The organism is Streptomyces sp. NPDC002513 (assembly GCF_053595355.1).
The window spans coordinates 64,518-83,619 of the sequence record NZ_JBSFXK010000006.1 but is presented as its reverse complement, the minus strand read 5'-3'; the positions used below and the strand labels follow the sequence as shown (position 1 = coordinate 83,619).

The window sequence follows — 19,102 nt, the reverse complement described above, 5'->3', positions numbered from 1 at the left end:
CGTTGCCCTGCGTGCTCAGCCCTTGAAGCGCGGGAACGCGCTGCGGCCGGCGTACACCGCGGCGTCGTCGAGGATCTCCTCGATGCGCAGCAGCTGGTTGTACTTGGCGACGCGCTCGGAGCGGGCCGGGGCACCGGTCTTGATCTGGCCGCAGTTGGTGGCGACGGCCAGGTCGGCGATGGTGACGTCCTCGGTCTCGCCGGAGCGGTGGGACATCATGCACTTGAAGCCGTTGCGCTGGGCCAGCTCGACGGCGTCGAGGGTCTCGGTCAGCGAGCCGATCTGGTTGACCTTGACCAGCAGGGCGTTGGCCGCGCCCTCCTCGATACCGCGGGCGAGGCGCTCGGGGTTGGTGACGAACAGGTCGTCGCCGACCAGCTGGACCTTGTCACCGAGCTTGTCGGTGATGACCTTCCAGCCGGCCCAGTCGTCCTCGAACAGCGGGTCCTCGATGGAGACGAGGGGGTAGGCCGCGACCAGCTCCTCGTAGTACTTCGTCATCTCGGCGGCGGAGCGCTCCTCGCCCTCGAAGACGTACTTGCCCTCCTTGTAGAACTCGGAGGCAGCGACGTCGAGGGCGAGGGCGATCTGCGTGCCGGGGGCGTAGCCGGCTTCCTTGATGGCCTCGAGGATCAGGTCGAGGGCCTCACGGTTGGAGCCGAGGTTCGGGGCGAAGCCGCCCTCGTCGCCGAGGCCGGTGGACAGGCCCTTGCTCTTCAGCACCCTCTTGAGGGTGTGGTAGACCTCGGTGCCCCAGCGCAGCGCCTCGGAGAAGGACTCCGCGCCGATCGGGGCGATCATGAACTCCTGGATGTCCACGTTGGAGTCGGCGTGCGAGCCGCCGTTCAGGATGTTCATCATCGGCACCGGCAGCAGGTGCGCGTTCGGGCCGCCCAGGTAGCGGAAGAGCGGGAGGTCGCTGGCCTCGGAGGCGGCGTGGGCCACGGCGAGGGAGACGCCGAGGATGGCGTTGGCGCCGAGGGAGCCCTTGTTGTCGGTGGCGTCCAGGTCGAACATCGCCTGGTCGATCAGGCGCTGCTCGGTGGCGTCGTAGCCGACCAGCTCCGGGCCGATCTGCTCGATGACCGCGAGGACGGCCTTCTCGACACCCTTGCCCTGGTAGCGGTTGGGGTCGCCGTCACGGAGCTCGATGGCCTCGAAGGCGCCGGTGGAGGCGCCGGACGGAACGGCGGCACGACCCGTGCTGCCGTCGTCGAGGCCGACCTCGACCTCGACCGTGGGATTGCCTCGGGAGTCCAGGATTTCCCGGGCTACGACGACGTCGATGGACGGCACGAGCATCTCCTTCTTGGATGTGACACGGGAAGTGCGGGGCTGGTGTGCCCAGCGACTAGAGCCTAACCGCCCCGGGGCATCGGCCAGCCGACCGACCGTCCCGTGGAGAGGATGACGGTCCGCATTGTTCCACAACGGAACAAAGGCGAGGTGGCGAAGAGGGGACGCAAAAGCAAAGAGCCCCGCTCCGGTGCGTACGGGGGAAACGCACCGGAGCGGGGAGCCCGTGGGGACGGGGGCGGTCCTCAGGTGACGCCCGCCGCGAGGGCCGCGGCCAGGGGGACGCCGGGGGCCCGCCGCCGGGCGGCTGTCACTTCAGGTGCAGCTGCTGGCCCGGATAGATGAGGTCGGCGTCCTCGACGATGTCCTTGTTCAGCTGGAACAGCTTCTCCCAGCCGCCCTGGACGTGGTGCTTCTCGGCGATCGCGCTGAGAGTGTCGCCCTTGACCACCTTGTACTCGCCGTCGCCCTTCTTGACCTTCTCGCCGGTCGGGGTGGTGACGGTCTTCTGGGGAGCCGGGCGCTGCGCGGAACGGCTGGCCGCCTGCTGCTCGGTCGAGCGGGTGGTGGTGCTCTTCGGGGCGGCACTCTTCGGCGTGGCGCTCTTCGTGGAGGTGCCGGAGCCGGCGGAGCTGCCCGTGGCGGCCGGGGTGCCGTCGTAGGGAGTGCTGGACAGGCCCGTGCCGCAGACCGGCCAGGCGCCCTTGCCCTGACCCGCGAGGACCTTCTCGGCGACGGCGATCTGCTGGGACTTGGAGGCCAGGTCGGCGCGCGGGGCGTAGGCGGTGCCGCCGTAAGCGGCCCAGGTCGAGTTGGTGAACTGCAGGCCGCCGTAGAAGCCGTTGCCGGTGTTGATGGACCAGTTGCCGCCGGACTCGCACTGGGCGACGGCGTCCCACTGGGTGGCGGTGGCGGCGGAGGCGTTGCCGGCCGCCATCAGCGGGGCGGCGACGGCGGCGCCGGCGACACCGGCGAGCGCGAGGGCGCGGACGACCTTGGACGGACGGCGGTGCTTGTTCTTGCCGGAACACAGCATGATGGATCCCCTCACCGACGCCTGCGAGGTGAGCTGTCGGGTTCGGGCCGGTTGAGTTGCCCGGCCGCACACCTCCCCGGTGCGCGGCTCCACCCCAAGCCGCACCCGGTCAACTCCCGGGCGCGGCGCCTACCTTGGGTCCCCCGCTCCTGCCTACGGCGCTTGACGCGACGACTGTTCCCACACGGCCGCTGGCAGGATTCGGCGTTGCGACCGTCGGAGCCCGCTGTGGCGAGCGATCACGACCGTAAGCAGTCGTTGCGCCGAATTCCAAAGACGATCAGGGCTTATGAGACTCATATCTCACTCTCATCAAACCGGACATTCGACGCGAAGTGGGACGTGAAATGTCTTCGCCCAGGCGGCAGTTCAGGACCCGCCCCCGGACAACCCGACCGTGACCGCAAGGCTCTGACCGGGGAGGATGAGGTCGGGGTCGGCTCCGACCGTCTTCTTGTTCGCGTCGTACAGCGCGGTCCATCCGCCCTTGAGGTCAAGGGAGTCGGCGATAGCCGACAGATTGTCCCCGCGGTGGACGGTGTACGCGTCGTCGGCCGCCTCGCGTGCGGCGGCGGAGCCGCGCGAGGCATGACGGCCGGACGACCCGTCCGCACGGCCGCCCGCGTCACCCTCGTCGCCATTGCCGCCACGGTGGCGGCCCCCGGCCGAAGACGCCCCGCTCTGCCCGGCCTTGCCCGAATCGTCACTCTTCGTCGCGACCGAGAGCGGGTCGAGGGAATCCTGGGACCCGCTCGTGTCGCCGACGTCACCGCGCGAGTCATCGGTCGCCGTCGAGGACGGCGAGGACGGCGAGGACGAGGGAGAGGAGGGGGACGACGGCGATACGGAGGAGGAAGGCGACGAGGAGGACGACGACGTGGCCGAGTCCGACGCTCCGGACGAGTGCCGCGAAGGGGATGAGTCGGACGAGTGGGACGAGCCGGAAGAGTGGGATGAACCGGCCGAGCCGGATGAGCCGGACGGCTCGAAGTCCACCCCGGAGTCCGAGAAGAAGACGGAGTCGCTGCGGGAGGAGTGGTCGCCCACGCCCGTGTCGACGTCCGCGGCGGCCGAGTCCTTGCTGAGCCCGGAGGCCCGGCCGCAGGCTCCCCAGGCGGAGGCGCCCCGCTGGTCGAGGATCTTCTCGGCGACGGCGATCTGCTGGGAGCGGCTCGCCTGGTCGGGACGGGGGGCGTAGTCGAGACCGCCGTACCGGTCCCAGTCCTTCTGGGTCAACTGAAGTCCGCCGTACCGGCCGTTGCCGTGGTCGGCGCTCCAGGAGCCGCCGCTCTCACACTCCGCGACCTGGTCCCAGGTCGTACCGCTGGCCGCGCTCGCACCGGTGGCACCGAGGAGCGGGATCGCGATCGCTGAGCCGGTGACCCCTGCCGCGACAATGAGAGCCGGAGCCTGGCGGGGGCGACGGTGCCGACCGTTCCCGGAGATCATGCGGTTGCCTTTCGCGCGACAGCGGTGACCAACGCGGCGGCTGTGGCATACCGCCGCGTTGCTGCGTGAAGGTATCCGCAGTCGAACGCTTGTCACAAGTTAATGCAGCGTAGATCACGTGAACATCACGGAATTGAGAAAGTGTCACCCTTCCGCGGCCGTCGGCGTGTCCGCCACCTCACTCCGCGGCACCGCCGGTACGGCGATGACCTCACTTCGGAACCGGCGTGAACTCCACCGGAAGCGTGCGCAATCCCCGCATGATGAGCCCGCCACGCCAGCGCACATCGGCTGAATCCACCGCGAGTCGCAGGTCGGGGAGACGGGTGAGGAGCGTGGCGAGCGCGGTCTGTCCCTCCAGCCGGGCGAGGGGGGCGCCGAGGCAGTAGTGGATGCCGTGCCCATAGCCGAGATGCTGGTTGTCACGGCGGGAGAGGTCCAGGACGTCGGGGCCGGCGAACCGCTCCGGATCCCGGTCCGCGGCGGCGAGCACCACGAGGACGGGGTCGCCGGCGGCGATGTCCTGCCCGCCGATGGTGACCGGCCGGGTCGCGAACCGCCAGGTGGCCAGCTCGACCGGGCCGTCGTAGCGCAGGAGTTCCTCGACACCGGTCTCCAGGAGGTCCCTCTCGCCACGGGTGAGCGAGGTCTGGAGGCGGGCCCGCTGCCCGGGGTGGGTCAGGAGGGCGTACGTCCCGTTGCCGATGAGGTTGACGGTGGTCTCGAACCCGGCGAAGAGCAGGATGAAGGCCATGGCGGCGGCCTCGTTCTCGGTGAGGTGCTCGCCGTGGTCGAAGGCGCGGATGAGCCCGGAGATGAGGTCCTCGCCGGGGCCGGGCGTCTCGGACAGTGCCTCGCGCTTGCGGTGGATGAGGTCGGCGAGATAGCCGCGCATCTTCTTCACGGACCGCGCGACCCCGCCCCGGGGACCTCCCCCGTGCCGGATCATCATGCCCGCCCAGTCCCGGAAGTCGTCCTGGTCCTCGCGGGGGACGCCGAGCATGTCGCAGATCGCGTAGATGGGGAGCGGGAAGGCGAACTCGTGGATGAGATCGGCGGACCCGCGGTCCGCGAACCGGTCGATGAGCTGATCGGCCAGCTCCTGCACCCGGGGGGCGAACTCGGCGACGCGGCGGGGCGTGAACGCCTTGGAGACCAGCCGACGCAGCCGGGTGTGGTCCGGCGGGTCGATGTTGAGCAGGTGTGTCATCAGCTCGGCCTTGCGCTCGCCGGGGATACCGGTCTTCCCCCTGGCGTGTGCCGGCTCGTCGTGATGCGCCGGGTTCTTGCTGAGCCGCGGGTCGGCGAGGGCCTGCCGGGCGTCGGCGTAACGGGTGACCAGCCACGCCTCCACACCGCTCGGCAGCCGCGTCCGGTGCACGGGGGCGTGCTCGCGGAGCCAGGCATAGGCGGGGTAGGGGTCGGCGGCGAACTCCCAGGTGAAGAGTTCGGGGCCGGGGGTGGAAGCGGGGCGGGCGGGCTGGTGCTGGTCGGTCACTCCCCGACCGTATCCACGGCGGCCCCGCCCCGCCCTGCCAGGTCCGTCTCCGGCACCCCGCCCCGGCCCGAGCCCCGCCCCGGCTCCACCGCCTAAGCCTCCGCCCCGAGCCCCCGCCCCGGCTCCAGCGCCCAAGCCTCCGACCCGAGCCTCCCGTCTCCGGCCCCACCGCCTACGCCGCTCCGTCCCGAGCCGCCGCCTCCGGCCTCCGGCCCGCACCCCCTTGGTCCCCGCTCCTACGCCTCCGGCCCGTGCCCCTCGGCCTCCGGTCCCGGCTCCCCGGCCTCCGGTTCGGTCTCCTCGGTCGTGGGTCCGAGCCCCTCGGCGGCCCGTACGGCGTCCCGGTAGGCGCGGGCGGCGGCGCGCAGGGCCGCCTCCGGGTCCACCCCCTCCGCCTCCGCGTGCGCGGCGAGCGCCAGCAGTTCGTAGCCGATGCCCTCGCCCTGCGGGAGCGGCACGTCCAGGCCCGCCGAGCGCACCCGGGAGGACAGCTTCGCCGCCAGGGCCAGGCCCGGCTGCCCCAGGGGGACGCCCTCCGTCACCGACGTGCGCCGCTTCTCGATCGCCTTGGTGCGCAGCCAGTGCTCCTTGACCTCCTCCGGTGTCGTCGCGGTCTCGTCGCCGAAGACATGCGGATGGCGGTGGATCAGCTTGGCGACGATGCCGCCCGCCACGTCGTCGATGGAGAAGGGGGCGTCCGGGTCCTCCTCGGCTATCCGGGCGTGGAAGACGACCTGGAGCAGGACGTCGCCCAGCTCCTCGCGCAGTTCCTCCCGGTCGCCCGCCTCGATCGCCTCGACCAGCTCGTACGCCTCCTCGATGCCGTACTTGGCGAGGCCCTTGTGGGTCTGCTGCGAGGACCAGGGGCACTCGGCGCGGATGCGGTCCATGACCTGCACCAGGTCGAGCAGGCGAGAGCCCGGAAGGTCGTAGGAGGCGGGGAGCAGCTCCAGCTCCGGCATCCGCACCCGCCCCGAGCCCGCCAGCCGGGCCAGGCCGTCGGTGAGGTGCGGCTCGCCCTCGCCGGTCGCGACGACGACCACCGTGCGGCCGCCGGCACAGGCGTCGACCAGTTCCTGCGCGGTCGGGGTGCCCTGCTCGACGGCTATGCCCGCCTCGCGCAGATACGGCACCTGCGGGTGCGCGCCGTCCGCGCACAGGACCCGGTCGGCGTCGCGCAGCACCTGCCACGCGGGCCAGGACAGCAGCCCGGGAGCGACCCGGTGGCTGGTGGTGAGCAGGACGGCCCGGCCGGGGGCGGCGGATGCCTCCGCGTCCCGGCCCTGGTCGGGGGCGCCTTCGAAGCTGGTTGCGTTCACCCCTCGAACGTAACCCACGGCACCGACGCCCCCGGAGGTTTTCCACAGGCCGCTGGACGGCCCCGCCGGGTTCCGGCGCCGTGCGTCACCGACACGCCGTCCGGCGCGCCCGGCTACGCCGTCTGCCCCGCCCCGGCCGCCGTGGCCTCCTTGACCCAGGGCGTCTTCGCGTCCACCCGGCTGCTCTTCTGCACGTCCCAGGTGCCGTAGCGCGGATTGAGGTCGATGTTCAGTTCCTTGGACGCCTGTGCCATCGCCTTCCAGAAGGTGGCCTTGCCGTCGGTCGTGTTCATGTCGGCGCCGAGCGCGGCGGCCAGCTTCTGCGCCTCGACCTCGGTGCGGAGGTTGTCGTCGATGCGCCGGGGCGCCACCCCGTACTGCTCCAGCCAGATCGACTGCAGCGCCCGCGCGCCGCCCGCCTGCTGCTCCAGGCCGGTCCGCATCTGGTCGACGTCGCGGCGGCTGACGGACACGCCCGCGTCCTTGGCCGCGCGGGCCAGGACCCGGTCGAGGACCAGGCTGTGGAGCGTGTCGCGGGCAAGGGCGCTGGTCCGGGCGATCGTCTGCTGGTACTGGGTGTCGTCCGGGGTGGCGGCGCGCTGAGCCGCGCGCACCTCCTTCACCCGGCCCTCCAACTGGGCGACCGTGATCCGCTCGCCTCCGACGACGGCCGCGGCACCAGGGTGCTCGGTGTCACCGCACGCGGTGAGGACAGGGGCCGCGACGAGGGCGGCGCTGACGGCGATCGCGGTGCGACGGCGGTGCAAGGTGGCCTCCCGAGGAGATTGTGCGACGGTGCACAAGGTCTTGCGATGATCGATGGTAGGCAGTGGCCAGGCTCTGGCCAACCCGTACGACCAACGATTCACCGGGACTTCGGGCACCCTCGGCCCGTGCACACCCCTCGTTCCGCCGGGGGCCCGGTGGCCCGGGCCCCTTCTCCGGCCGGTCCGGCCGGTTCAGCCGGTGATGGCGACCGGTGCGTCCCAGGCGTCGCGGTCCACGGTGAGCGTGTAACCGCCGCGGGTCTCCTTGCTGTTGACCATGTACTGGTGGCCACGGCTGTGGTTGGTGTACTGGGTGGAGCCCCACGGCCAGTCCGTGGTGGTGGTGTAGTTCTTGTCCCACAGGGCGTACCAGAGGTTGCCCGGCAGGTCGGTCTTGTCCTTGGCGGTGGCGATGGCCTTGGCGCTGGAGCTGGTGAAGCCGTAGAAGCCGGCCCGGTACGTCTTGGCGTGCAGTTGCTTGTCGAAGGCGCGCACATAGGCCAGCACGGCGTTGTTGCACGACGTGTTGGTGGTGTCGTACGGCTCCATGTCGAGGTAGATCGGGCTGCCGGCCTTGATGCCGAGGGCCGACGCCTTGGCCACCGCGTCCGAGGCGTCGCTCGTCCCGAGGGAGGTGGCGGTGGCGGCGGTGAGCTTCTCGGGGTTGGAGCTGGTCTGGCAGGGCGGCTGGGCGCCGACGTAGATCGGGATGAGCTTCCAGCCCACGGAGCTGACCGACTTCACCCAGGAAGCGGTCAGGTTCGGCTGGTTGCAGCCGCGGTTCTTGCCGCCGACGTAGACGGCGGCGGCACCGTAGAAACCGTCGTGCCAGGCCTTCATCGCGGACAGCGACGGCGCGGTGCAGGTGTCGAAGGCGTGTCCGGTGAACGTCTTCTGCGCGGGCCAGGTCGTCGCGGCCATCGAGGTCTGCGCCGCGATCCCCGCGCCCGCGACGACGGCGGCCCCCGCCGCCGCCCACGCGATGTATCGGAACTTCCTGGACTGCCGATGGCCGGCCATCCCCACCCCACTTCACGACAGGCGGCACGCGCGGCGTCCGCCGGAAAAGGAACCCTGAGCCCCCGGCAGCGGCGCGACTCCCGCGCGACCGCGTCCGTGACGGTGCTCGCACAGACATCCGAGGATGGCTGAAAACTACACCGGCGGGACCGGGGCGCATCCGACGGGATCCTCCTGCCGCCGCACGTGGCAGGCGACTTGGTGAACCCTTGACGATTCGCATATCCGCGCATGACCTGTGTACCGCCCGGCCGCTGCGCCTTCCGGTGCGGCCGGCGGACAGTCCCGGGCGAAGGCGTGGCCGCTGAGGGACCCCGGCCGCCTCAGCCGCGGACCTGTCCCAGCCACTGCAGGGTCCGCCGGAGGTCCCCGGCCAGCGGATGCCCCGGTCCGCGCAGGCGTTCGACATCGTGCAGCAGCCGTACGAGGGTGTCGTGGGCTGCGGCGCGGTCGCCGAGGGCGAGCAGCAGATGACCGATACGACGGCGGACGTCATGGGCGAGTTCCGGGTCCCCCGCGACGTACTGGTTCTCGTAGTACGGCAGCAGCGCCCGGTACTCGGCGAGCGCCGCCGCCGGTTCGCCCAGTTGCTCCAGGCACTGCGCGATCTCGTAACGGAAGCGCAGGGACTGGGGATCGGCCTGGCCGGCCTCGGTCGCGCGTTCGTCGGCGAGGCGGCGCAGTTCGGGCAGCGCGCGCCGGTACTGGCCGTCGTCCATGAGGGTGGCCGCGTACTGCTTGCGCAGGGTGCGGACGACCGGCGAGTGCTCCCCGTGCTGGGCGGCTGCCGCCGGGAGGATCGCGCCGAGGATGTCCACCGCCTGGGTGATACGGCCCTCCCCGAGGAGGCGCTTGACCTCGTCGACGGCGCCCGCGACATCGGTTTTCCCGGCCGCCGGCGCGGCCTGCGGCCGGGGCGCCGGAGTGCGTGCCCGGTCCGGCCATGGGGCGTGCGGGCGCAGAAAGGGGCGCGTGGGGTCGAGGGGGGCTCCCGAGGGCATGCCGCGAGCGGGCAGGAGCGGGAGCAACTGCTCGTATGTCTCCTGCGCCGAGGCCGGGCGGTGCTGCGGGTCCTTGGCGAGCAGCCGCAGCACGAGCGCTTCCAGCGCCTCGGGCACCTCAAGGCGCAGCCGGCGCAACGGCACCGGGGGCTCGTACAGATGGCGGTGCAGCACGCCGAGCGCGGTCGACCCCGCGAACGGCACGTCGCCGCTGAGGAGTTCGTGCATGAGCACGCCGAGCGCGTACAGATCGGTGTACGGGCCGACCGCGCCGCCCATCGCCTGCTCGGGGGCCATATAGGCGGGCGAGCCGATCGGGGAGCCGGTGTGGGTGAGGCGGGTCGTGTCCGTGTCCATCACCGACGCCACACCGAGGTCGAGGACGGTGACCGTGCCGTCCTGCTTGACCATGACGTTGCGCGGCTTCAGATCGCGGTGGACGATCGGCACCGCGTGCACGGCGGACAGCACCGCGCACAGCTGCGCCGCGACAGCCACCGCCCACGGCCAGGGATACGGATCGTGCTCGGCGAGATGGTCGGCGAGGTCGGCCCCGTCGACGTACTGCATCACGAGGTACAGCTCCTCGCCCTCGCTGCCCGCGTCGTGGACGGTGACCAGACCCGGGTGGTCGACCTGGGCGGTGACCCGGGACTCACGCAGGAACCGGCGGCGCAGCTCGTCGGCCTCCTGGCCCGCGACCTTGTCCGGCCGCAGCAGCTTGACGGCCACGCGCCGGTCCAGGCGCTGGTCGTACGCCGTCCAGACCTGGCCCATGCCGCCCTGGCCGATGAGCGTGGACAGCTCGTAGCGCTGTGCGACGAGGCGTCCGGACGTCACGCTCACCTGCCGTCCTCGTTCCTGCGCAGATAGTCGCTCAGTTCGTCGAGTTCGGCCCGGACCTGGTCGATGCGGGCGGGCGCGGGGCGCTGCGGCTGCGGAGGCGGCGGGTACAGGGGCGGCGGGGTCTGCGCCGGCGGGGTGGCGGGGTAGGGCGCCGCGGCGGGGTAGCCGTAGCCCGGCTGGGGCGGCGCATAGGCGGTGGCCGGCGGGGGCGTCATGCCGGTGGGCGGCAGGGCGCGGTGGTGACGTATGTCGAACGTGACGAAGTACGCCCCGCTGGCGGCGCCGAGGATGAGCGCGGCCGCGATCGCCACGTCACTCCGGTAGTCGCTCTCCGGGACGGAGCCGACGACCACGAGGAAGCCGATGGACACGGGGATGCTGATCCAGGCCAGGAGCCAGTCCGTCCATTTGTCGCGCAGCACGGCGACCCGGAACAGCGGGACGCACGCGAGGAGTCCGCAGCTGAGGAAGCCGGCGGTGGCGAACAGCACGCGCAGGACGATGACCGCGCCGAACGAGCGGGGTGGCGGTGCCGCGCCGTGGCCGTACATGACTGCTCCTGGGACCGGATGGGGACGGACGTACGAGTGTCCAGGTCCGAGCGTATAGCCCGGCTCCAACAGACGGTCCAGAGTGGTCCGGAACCGTATCCGTACCGGATCCCGGGCGCGGGCGGGGGCGCGCGACGGCACGGGCGCGGGGGTCCGGGCCTCCGGTGCCGTCGGTCCGGCGCGACCGTGCCGTCCGTCAGTCCGTCGTTCAGGCCCCGACCGTGCCGTCCGTCAGTCCGTCGTACAGGCCGCGGACGAGCTGCTCGCCGAGGCGGCCGGCCAGACGCAGGGCGTCCTCGAACCCGGCGAGCGCACGGAACCGCTCACCGTAGCGGCGCTGCTGGTCCAGCGGCAGCCGGGGCAGTTGGAGCCGGCGCACGTCGAGCCGGGTCGCGGTGGAGGCGTAGCTGCTGGCCTGCCGGTTGTTGGCGGTGCCGCGCAGAAAGCCGGCGAGGAACCAGGGGTCGAGCGCCGCCGGGTCCGGGCGCAGCAGCGTCAGATTGCGCCCGAGTGCGGCTCCCGCGGTCGCCGCGTCGATCACGCGGGCGACGGCACCGCCGCCGAGCACGGGCACGACCACGTCGCCCTCCGCGACGAGGACCGGATCCTCCCCCGTCCCGGGCAGGGTTCCGGAGGGCACGGTGCCGGCGAGGACGTCGTGGTCGGTGAGTACGCGCGTGTGGGGGCCGTGTCCACCGGTGCGCATCACCAGGGCGCCGCCCCGGGCGAGTTCACCGACGGTCGTGAGCGGCCAGCGGGTCCCCTCCGCGGTGCCGTACGCGGGCGGGTTGAGGTCGACGGTGAGCCGGAGGGTCTCGTCGAGGCGGGTGCGCAGCGCGGCGAGTTCGCGGGCTCCGCCACCGGCCGAGGGCGGCGGGAGGTGGCGGGCGGGGGCCAGGTCGACGTCGTCGTCGAGGAGTTCGATGACCGGCACGGAGCGGCTCACCCCCGGCACCGACGGCGCGGTGCCGGTCCGGGCGAACGGGCGCCAGGCGCCGAGGACGGCGTCGCGCACGGCCGGCCAGTCCGGGCCGCCGCGCCCCTCGGGGTCGAGCGCGCCGGCGTCCGTGAGCAGCAACTCGGGCTGCGCGGGCGCCTTCCCGGGTCGGCGCAGCACCCACAGGTGCAGCGGGATGTTGTACGGGGGCGCCGCGCCCGCCGGCAGGGCGATCACCGCGCGCAGGGCGCCACGGCGCAGCAGGTCGGCGCGGATACGGCGGCCCGAGCGCCGGGAGGCGGCGGCGGGCGGCATCAGCAGCACGGCGGTGCCGCCGTCCCGCAGACGGGCCAGCGCATGCTGCACCCAGGCGAGTTCGGACTCCGTGCGCGCCGGGAAGCCGTACTCCCAGCGGGGGTCGTAGGCGAGTTCGTCGTGACCCCAGTTGCGCTCGTTGAACGGCGGATGGCACAGCACGGCGTCCGCCCTGAGGGTGTCGAACGCGTCGGCCCTGAGGCTGTCGCCCGCGGCCGTGCGCACGACGGCCTTCGTGTGCAGTGTCAGACGCAGAGCGGTGAGCGCGGCCAGCCCGGGATCGCTGTCCTGGCCGCGGAGTTCCCGGCCGCTCGGCTCCTGGCCGCTCGGCTCCCGGCCGGGCGTGGCGGCGGCGGCGCGCAGCAGGGCGCCGGTACCGCAGGCCGGGTCGAGGACGCTGCGGGCGGGCCCCGCGAGGTCGGCCATCAGCGCGGCAAGCCCGGCCGGGGTGAGCGTGTACTGGCGGGGGTTGGCGTCGAGGTGCCGGCCGAGCAGGAACTCGTACGCCTCCTCGGGGCCCAGTTCCGCGGCGAGGTCCGCGGCGCCGCGCAGCAGCGGGGCCGACGGGAGGAGTTCGTCCGGTGTCGGGAAGGGCACGCCCGGCCTGCGGAGGATGCCGAGGCGGGGGGTGAGCACCTGTTCGAGGGCGGTGGGCAGCAGTGCGGCCAGGCGGGCGTCGGAGCCGGCGCTCGCCTCCTTCCAGACCGTGGGCCGGTCGTGGACGAGCACGAGGACACAGCCCGCGTGGACGAGCGCCGTGACGGGGCCCTCCGGGTGGCCGGCGACCTGCTGCCAGACGCGCTCCCGCAGGGGCACCTCGGCGAGCTTGCCCTGACGGCGCAGCCAGTTCTCGACCTCGGCGAGCGCGAAGGAGGGACTGGTCTCGGTGCCCCCCACCGGCTTGGGGAAGTCGGCGTGGCGTCGGCGCCAGTTGCTCACGGCGGCACGGCCGACTCCCGCGAGCCGGGCGATTCCGGCGGCGGTCACCTCTGTCCCGTTGTCCTGCACCCGCCCGGCTCCCCTCTGCCCTGTTCGGCACCGGGCGTCGTCCGGCGCTCCGGCCTTTGCGCCCTTCGCCTTTCGCCCTTCGCCTTCCGGCTCCCGGCTATTGGTCTGTGGCGTCGAGCATACCGAGATGCACAAGATCCACCCCTTCACGCCCGTGTATAGAGACCGTCGCGATACTCATGTTGACTCGGTTCACAGCCTCTGCTCTTATTGACCTCGTGAAAGGGTGCTCGCCGCAGCGGCGAGCACCCCGAACAGGGGAGGGAACAACCGTGGCCATGAAGGGCAGAATCGCGCTCGGGGCCGTCGTCGGCCTCGTCGTCATCGGCACGGTATCGGCTCACGCCGACAGAGTGGACAGGCAGAAGGCGCCCCGGCACGAGACCGGCGGAACCCCGTCCGTGTCCGCCGGTGCGCACCCGGAATCCTCCTTCGGCCCCACGGCCGGGGGCACGTCCGGCCTCACGCGCGGGGACGGCGGCGCGCCGGGGACGTCCCGGGCGGCAGCGACTCCCTGACCGCCCGCCCCGCGACCTGGCCGCCCTTCGGCTCGGCTCCTCCTGCGCCCTCTCCACGCACAGCACTCGGCGCACGGCACTCACCGCACGGCAGTCAGCCCACCGCACTCACCCCACGCCACCTCACCGCACGTCACTTCACCTCAAGGAACTCTCATGCGTCGCACCGCAATTGCCGCCCTCTGCCTCGCCGCCGCGGCCACCGCGGGACTCACCGGCTGCCTGCCCGGCCAGAACTCGGCGGACGACAAGCCCAAGGGCCCGTTCGCCGGACTCAGCGGCGGCGAGATCGCCGACCGGGCCGTGAAGGCCACCACCGGCGCCACGTCACTGCGCATGACGGGAGACGTCCCCGACGGGGAGAGCACCATCCGGATCGACATGGCCCTGAACAAGAAGGGCGAGTGCGCCGGCACCCTGGCCATGGGCGGGCAGGGCAAGGCCGACCTGATCAAGACCGGCGACACCGTCTACATGAAGTACGACGAGGCGTTCCTGCGTGCGCAGGGCAAGGGCGACTCCAAGGCGAACACCGACGCGGTCGTGTCCATGATGGCCGGCAAGTGGACCAAGATGGCGGCGAAGGGCAAGGACGCCAAGGAGATCGCGGGCTTCTGCGACCTGGACACGGTGCTGGGGGACGCCCAGCACGTGAACTCCGACGCGACGCGCGGCGCGACGACCACGGTCGACGGCACCCCGGCGATCGTTCTGCACGAGAAGGACGGCAAGGACCGCTACACGCTCTACATCGCCACGCAGGGCAAGCCGTACCTCCTGAAGATCACGAGCACCTCCAAGAAGGATCCGGGCACGCTCACCTTCACCGACTACGAGCAGCGGGTGCCGGCCGACGCGCCCAAGGGCAAGGTCCTCGACCTGGACAAGCTGGGCGGCTGACCCGCACGGCCCGGCCCGTCCCCGTGCGCCGCCCGTGCGGTGGCGCACGGGAGCGAGGCGCCCCCGCAGCCGTCGGCCCGGCGGGTCAACCGCCGCACTGCTCCAGCATCATCCGCTGGTCCGCCACCGTCACGGGAAGCTCGTACTTCAGCGACACCTGGGCGAAGCGCACCGCGTAGGAGCAACGGATCCGCTTGTCCGGGGGCAGCCAGGTCGCCGGACCGGAATCGCTCTTGGCCCCGTTGGCCGCTCCGTCCACCGGGATCAGGTTGAGCGGATCGTTGGCGATGTCCTCCCGTTTGCCCTTCGTCCAGCGGGAAGCGCCCATCTGCCAGTCGTAGGACAGCGGCATGACGTGGTCTATCTGGACCGTGGTGGCACGGGACTTGGTCCACTCGATCGTCTTCGCGGTGTACGGGTCGTGCAGCGTCAGGGAGGTGACGACGCAGTCAGAGCCAGCCCGGAAGCGGACTTTCTCGCCATCGCGTTTCAAGAGATCGTTCCGCGTGTCGCACCCGTTGTGGGCGTAGGGGATGCCACCGGGGGCCGAGTCCATCCACGCGTATCCGAACTTGTCCCGGGCATAGCCCGTCTTCGGGCCGCGTCCCTTGGTCGCCACCTTCCCGATCAGCGCCCGCGCCTTCGCCCGGTCGGCGTCCGAGGTGATGGCCGCCAGCCCGGGCTTCGTGCCGTCCGGGTTGTCCAGCGGGCTGACGGCACGGCCGTCACCGGCCCCCGCCGCGGAGGAACCGGAGGACGAACCCGCCTCCGGCACGTCGATCCCCTGGCAGCCGGTCACGGTGACCACGACCAGGGCAGCGACGACGACCCCACCCCTCAACTGCTGCACACCAAGCCCTCCCCTTGCCCCTACCGCTCGTCCGGACCGCCCCGCACGAGCGCGGCGTGCCCCGTCTCACCGTAGCCGCCGGTACGTCCGCTCATACGACTGCCCCGTGGGCAACCGATGCACGCCGGGCGTGCGGTCGGTGGCGGGCCGGCCCGGGAACGGCACGATGGCCCGAACGGCGGCCCGGCCTACGACCCCAGGATCGACGTCAGGAACTCCCCGACCCAGCCCAGCAGTTCCCGCCCGACCAGTGGTTTTCCGCCCACCTTCGCGGTCTTGGGGCGGGGCACCAGGATCTGGTGGAGGGCCGGCTTGATGACGGTTCCCGGATACAGGCGCTTGAGCCGCAGCTCCTGGGACTCCCTCAGCTCCACCGGTGCGAAGCGGATGTTGTTGCCCTGAAGGACGACCTCGCCGACGCCGCACGCGCGGGCGAGCATGCGCAGGCCGGCGACCAGCAGGAGGTTCTCGACGGGCTCCGGGAGCTTGCCGTAGCGGTCGGTCAGTTCCTCGCGTACGTGCCTGATGTCCTCCTCCGAGTTCACGGAGGCGATCGCACGGTAGGCCTGGAGGCGCAGCCGCTCGCCGGGCGCGTAGTCGTGCGGGACGTGCGCGTCGACCGGCAGCTCGATCTTGACCTCCAGCGGCGGTTCCTCCTCCACGCCGCCCTCCAGGGACGCGCGGTAGTCCGCGACCGCCTCGCCGACCATCCGTACGTACAGGTCGAAGCCGACGCCCGCGATATGGCCCGACTGCTCACCGCCGAGCAGATTGCCCGCGCCGCGGATCTCCAGGTCCTTCATCGCCACGTACATGCCCGCGCCCATCTCCGTGTGCTGGGCGATGGTCGCCAGACGCTCGTGGGCCGTCTCCGTCAGCGGCTTCTCCGGCGGGTACAGGAAGTAGGCGTAGCCGCGCTCGCGGCCCCGGCCGACGCGGCCGCGGAGCTGGTGCAGCTGGGAGAGGCCGAAGTTGTCGCCGCGCTCCACGATCAGCGTGTTGGCGTTGGAGATGTCGATGCCCGACTCGACGATCGTGGTGGAGACCAGCACGTCGTACTTGTTCTCCCAGAAGTCCACGACCACCTGCTCCAGCGTCTGTTCGGACATCTGGCCGTGGGCCGTGGCGATGCGCGCCTCCGGCACGATCTCGCGCAGCCGCGCTGCGGCCCGGTCGATCGACTCCACCCGGTTGTGGATGTAGAAGACCTGGCCCTCGCGCAGCAGCTCACGGCGGATGGCGGCGCCGATCTGCTTCTCCTCGTACGGCCCGACGAAGGTCAGCACCGGGTGGCGCTCCTCCGGCGGGGTCGTGATCGTGGACATCTCGCGGATGCCCGTCACCGCCATCTCCAGGGTTCTGGGGATCGGGGTCGCGGACATGGTCAGGACGTCGACGTTCGCGCGCAGCTTCTTCAGCTGCTCCTTGTGCTCGACACCGAAGCGCTGCTCCTCGTCGACGATGACGAGGCCGAGGTCCTTGAACCTCGTCTCCGACGAGAACAGCCGATGCGTGCCGATCACGACGTCCACCGAGCCCTCGTGCAGGCCCTCCAGGACCCCCTTCGCCTCCGTGTCGGTCTGGAAGCGGGACAGCGCCTTCACCTTCACCGGGAACTGGGAGTAGCGCTCGGAGAACGTGCCGAAGTGCTGCTGCACCAGGAGCGTGGTGGGCACGAGGACCGCCACCTGCTTGCCGTCCTGCACCGCCTTGAAGGCGGCCCGGACCGCGATCTCCGTCTTGCCGTAGCCCACGTCGCCGCAGATCAGGCGGTCCATCGGGACCGACTTCTCCATGTCGTCCTTGACCTCGGCGATCGTGGTGAGCTGGTCCGGGGTCTCCGCGTACGGGAACGCGTCCTCCAGCTCCCGCTGCCACGGCGTGTCCGGACCGAAGGCATGGCCGGGCGCCGCCATCCGCGCGCTGTACAGCTTGATCAGGTCCGCGGCGATCTCCTTGACCGCCTTCTTCGCGCGCGCCTTCGTCTTCGTCCAGTCGGCGCCGCCCAGGCGGTGCAGGGTCGGGGCCTCGCCGCCGACGTACTTGGTGATCTGCTCGAGCTGGTCGGTGGGGATGTAGAGCCGGTCACCGGGCTGGCCGCGCTTGGCGGGGGCGTACTCCACCACCAGGTACTCGCGGGTCGCGCCCTGGACGGTGCGCTGCACCATCTCGATGTAGCGACCCACGCCGTGCTGTTCATGGACGATGTAGTCGCCGGACTCCAGGGTGAGCGGGTCGATCATCTTGCGGCGGCGGGCCGGCATCCGGGCGCCGTCGCGGCCGGCGGTCTTCTGGCCGGAGAGGTCGGTCTCCGTGAGGACGGCGAGCCTGAGGGCCGGATCCACGAAGCCGTACTCGATCGAGCCGCACGCCACGTGCACCAGTGACGGGGACGGCGCACCGAGGTCGGCGTCCAGGCGGGCCGCGATGCCCTCGTTGCCCAGCACCTCGACCGTGCGGGAGGCCGGACCGTGCCCCTCCGTCACGAACACCGCGCGCCAGCCGTCGGCGAGCCAGCCCTTGGTGTCGGCGAGCGCCTTCGCGGTGTCACCGCGGTAGGTCTCCGGGGCGTGCATGCCGAGCTTGAGGGTGTCCCCGTCGAGGGAGCCCAGGTCCTCGTCGCCCGCCGCGAACGGCGACACCGACCACCACATCATGCCCAGCTCACGGGCGCGCTCCCGGACGTCCGCGATGGACCGCAGGGAGGCCGCGCCGACGTCGATCGGGGCGTCGCCCCCGCCCGCCGTGGCCGCCCAGGACGCCTGGAGGAACTCCTGGCTGGTCGCGACCAGGTCAGCGGCCCGTGTCCGCACCCGCTCCGGGTCGCACACCACGGCCATCGCGCCCTGGGGCAGGACGTCGAGCAGCAGCTCCATGTCGTCGACGAGCACGGGGGCGAGGGACTCCATGCCCTCCACGGCGATGCCCTCGGCGATCTTGCCGAGCAGTTCGCCCAGCTCGGGGTGCTGTTCGGCGAGCGCGGCGGCCCGCCCGCGCACCTCTTCCGTGAGCAGCAGCTCACGGCACGGCGGCGCCCACAGGCCGTGCTCGGCTACCTCCAGGGAGCGCTGGTCGGCGACCTTGAAGTAGCGGATCTCCTCGACGTCGTCGCCCCAGAACTCGATGCGCAGCGGGTGTTCCTCGGTGGGCGGGAAGACGTCCAGGATGCCGCCGCGCACGGCGAACTCGCCGCGCTTCTCGACCAGCTCGACGCGGGAGTACGCGGCCGCCGCCAGGGCGTCCACCACGTCGTTCAGATCGGCCTGCTGTCCGCTGCGCAGGGCGACCGGCTCCAGGTCGCCCAGGCCCTTGACCTGGGGCTGGAGCACGGAGCGGATGGGGGCGACGACGACGGAGACCGGGCCGGTCTCCGGGTCGTCCTGACGTGGGTGGGCGAGGCGTCTGAGGACGGCGAGGCGCCGGCCCACGGTGTCGCTGCGCGGGCTGAGCCGCTCGTGCGGGAGCGTCTCCCACGACGGGTACTCCGCGACGCGGTCCGGCGGCAGCAGGGAGCGCAGCGCGGCGGCGAGGTCCTCGGCCTCGCGTCCCGTCGCGGTCACCGCGAGGACGGGCCTGCCCGCGTCCCGGGCCAGCGCGGCCACGGCGAAGGGGCGCGCGGCCGGGGGGCCGACCAGGTCGACATGCATCCGGTTGCCGTCGGTCGCGGCCGTGACCGCTTCCGCGAGTGCGGCGTCCTTGACGACGGTGTCGAGCAGACCGTGCAGGCTCATGAGGGCATATCCCGTCCCGGGTGGGCAACACGAACACCCGGCCACGAGGTTTCGGGGGCC

At 72.0% G+C, this 19,102-nt stretch carries 14 protein-coding genes and 1 riboswitch; of the genes, 2 read left to right on the top strand and 12 right to left on the bottom strand.

All coding sequences use genetic code 11. From position 1 onward, the window contains the following. Positions 1-15: 15 nt before the first annotated feature. The 10 genes from eno to ACWD5Q_RS06405 form a co-directional block, all read right to left on the bottom strand. Positions 16-1,302 (bottom strand): phosphopyruvate hydratase, encoded by a 1,287-nt coding sequence (gene eno, locus ACWD5Q_RS06450; protein ID WP_451425884.1) that lies wholly within the window; start codon positions 1,300-1,302, stop codon positions 16-18. Positions 1,303-1,606: 304 nt separating this feature from the next. Continuing rightward, a complete protein-coding gene (locus ACWD5Q_RS06445; protein ID WP_451425883.1) occupies positions 1,607-2,332 on the bottom strand; it encodes a transglycosylase family protein in 726 nt (241 codons plus the stop codon). Between the two features lie 3 nt (positions 2,333-2,335). Beyond that, a riboswitch (cyclic di-AMP (ydaO/yuaA leader) is annotated at positions 2,336-2,503 on the bottom strand. Between the two features lie 198 nt (positions 2,504-2,701). Then, positions 2,702-3,781, bottom strand: a complete 1,080-nt coding sequence (locus ACWD5Q_RS06440) for a transglycosylase family protein (RefSeq protein WP_451425882.1) — start codon at positions 3,779-3,781, stop codon at positions 2,702-2,704. A 211-nt stretch (positions 3,782-3,992) separates the two neighbouring features. Further along, positions 3,993-5,279, bottom strand: a complete 1,287-nt coding sequence (locus ACWD5Q_RS06435) for a cytochrome P450 family protein (protein ID WP_451425881.1) — start codon at positions 5,277-5,279, stop codon at positions 3,993-3,995. A gap of 236 nt (positions 5,280-5,515) precedes the next feature. Beyond that, positions 5,516-6,598: a nucleoside triphosphate pyrophosphohydrolase gene (locus ACWD5Q_RS06430; protein ID WP_451425880.1), complete on the bottom strand. Its 1,083-nt coding sequence runs from the start codon at positions 6,596-6,598 to the stop codon at positions 5,516-5,518. Positions 6,599-6,711: 113 nt separating this feature from the next. Then, on the bottom strand, positions 6,712-7,365 hold the full coding sequence (locus ACWD5Q_RS06425) for a SurA N-terminal domain-containing protein (RefSeq protein WP_451425879.1): 654 nt from the start codon (positions 7,363-7,365) through the stop codon (positions 6,712-6,714). A gap of 192 nt (positions 7,366-7,557) precedes the next feature. After that, positions 7,558-8,385 carry a glycoside hydrolase domain-containing protein gene (locus ACWD5Q_RS06420; protein WP_451425878.1) on the bottom strand — a complete coding sequence of 276 codons (828 nt, stop codon included), beginning with the start codon at positions 8,383-8,385 and terminating at the stop codon, positions 7,558-7,560. 323 nt (positions 8,386-8,708) lie between these two features. Further along, positions 8,709-10,190 carry a protein kinase domain-containing protein gene (locus ACWD5Q_RS06415; RefSeq protein WP_451426002.1) on the bottom strand — a complete coding sequence of 494 codons (1,482 nt, stop codon included), beginning with the start codon at positions 10,188-10,190 and terminating at the stop codon, positions 8,709-8,711. 38 nt (positions 10,191-10,228) lie between these two features. Further along, positions 10,229-10,783 carry a hypothetical protein gene (locus tag ACWD5Q_RS06410; protein WP_451425877.1) on the bottom strand — a complete coding sequence of 185 codons (555 nt, stop codon included), beginning with the start codon at positions 10,781-10,783 and terminating at the stop codon, positions 10,229-10,231. 208 nt (positions 10,784-10,991) lie between these two features. Further along, positions 10,992-13,043, bottom strand: coding sequence for an N-6 DNA methylase (locus tag ACWD5Q_RS06405; protein WP_451425876.1), 2,052 nt, complete (start codon positions 13,041-13,043; stop codon positions 10,992-10,994). A gap of 278 nt (positions 13,044-13,321) precedes the next feature. Between ACWD5Q_RS06405 and ACWD5Q_RS06400 the strand changes: the two genes are divergently transcribed. Continuing rightward, positions 13,322-13,561, top strand: coding sequence for a hypothetical protein (locus ACWD5Q_RS06400; protein ID WP_451425875.1), 240 nt, complete (start codon positions 13,322-13,324; stop codon positions 13,559-13,561). A gap of 156 nt (positions 13,562-13,717) precedes the next feature. Continuing rightward, a complete protein-coding gene (locus ACWD5Q_RS06395) occupies positions 13,718-14,461 on the top strand; it encodes a hypothetical protein (protein ID WP_451425874.1) in 744 nt (247 codons plus the stop codon). An 85-nt stretch (positions 14,462-14,546) separates the two neighbouring features. On the opposite strand, the gene ACWD5Q_RS06390 is transcribed toward ACWD5Q_RS06395, so the two are convergent. Continuing rightward, complete coding sequence (locus tag ACWD5Q_RS06390) at positions 14,547-15,311, bottom strand: HNH endonuclease family protein (RefSeq protein WP_451425873.1); 765 nt, start codon at positions 15,309-15,311, stop codon at positions 14,547-14,549. Between the two features lie 188 nt (positions 15,312-15,499). After that, entirely contained in the window at positions 15,500-19,042 is a 3,543-nt protein-coding gene (mfd, locus tag ACWD5Q_RS06385; RefSeq protein WP_451425872.1) for a transcription-repair coupling factor, read from the bottom strand. Positions 19,043-19,102: the final 60 nt, after the last annotated feature.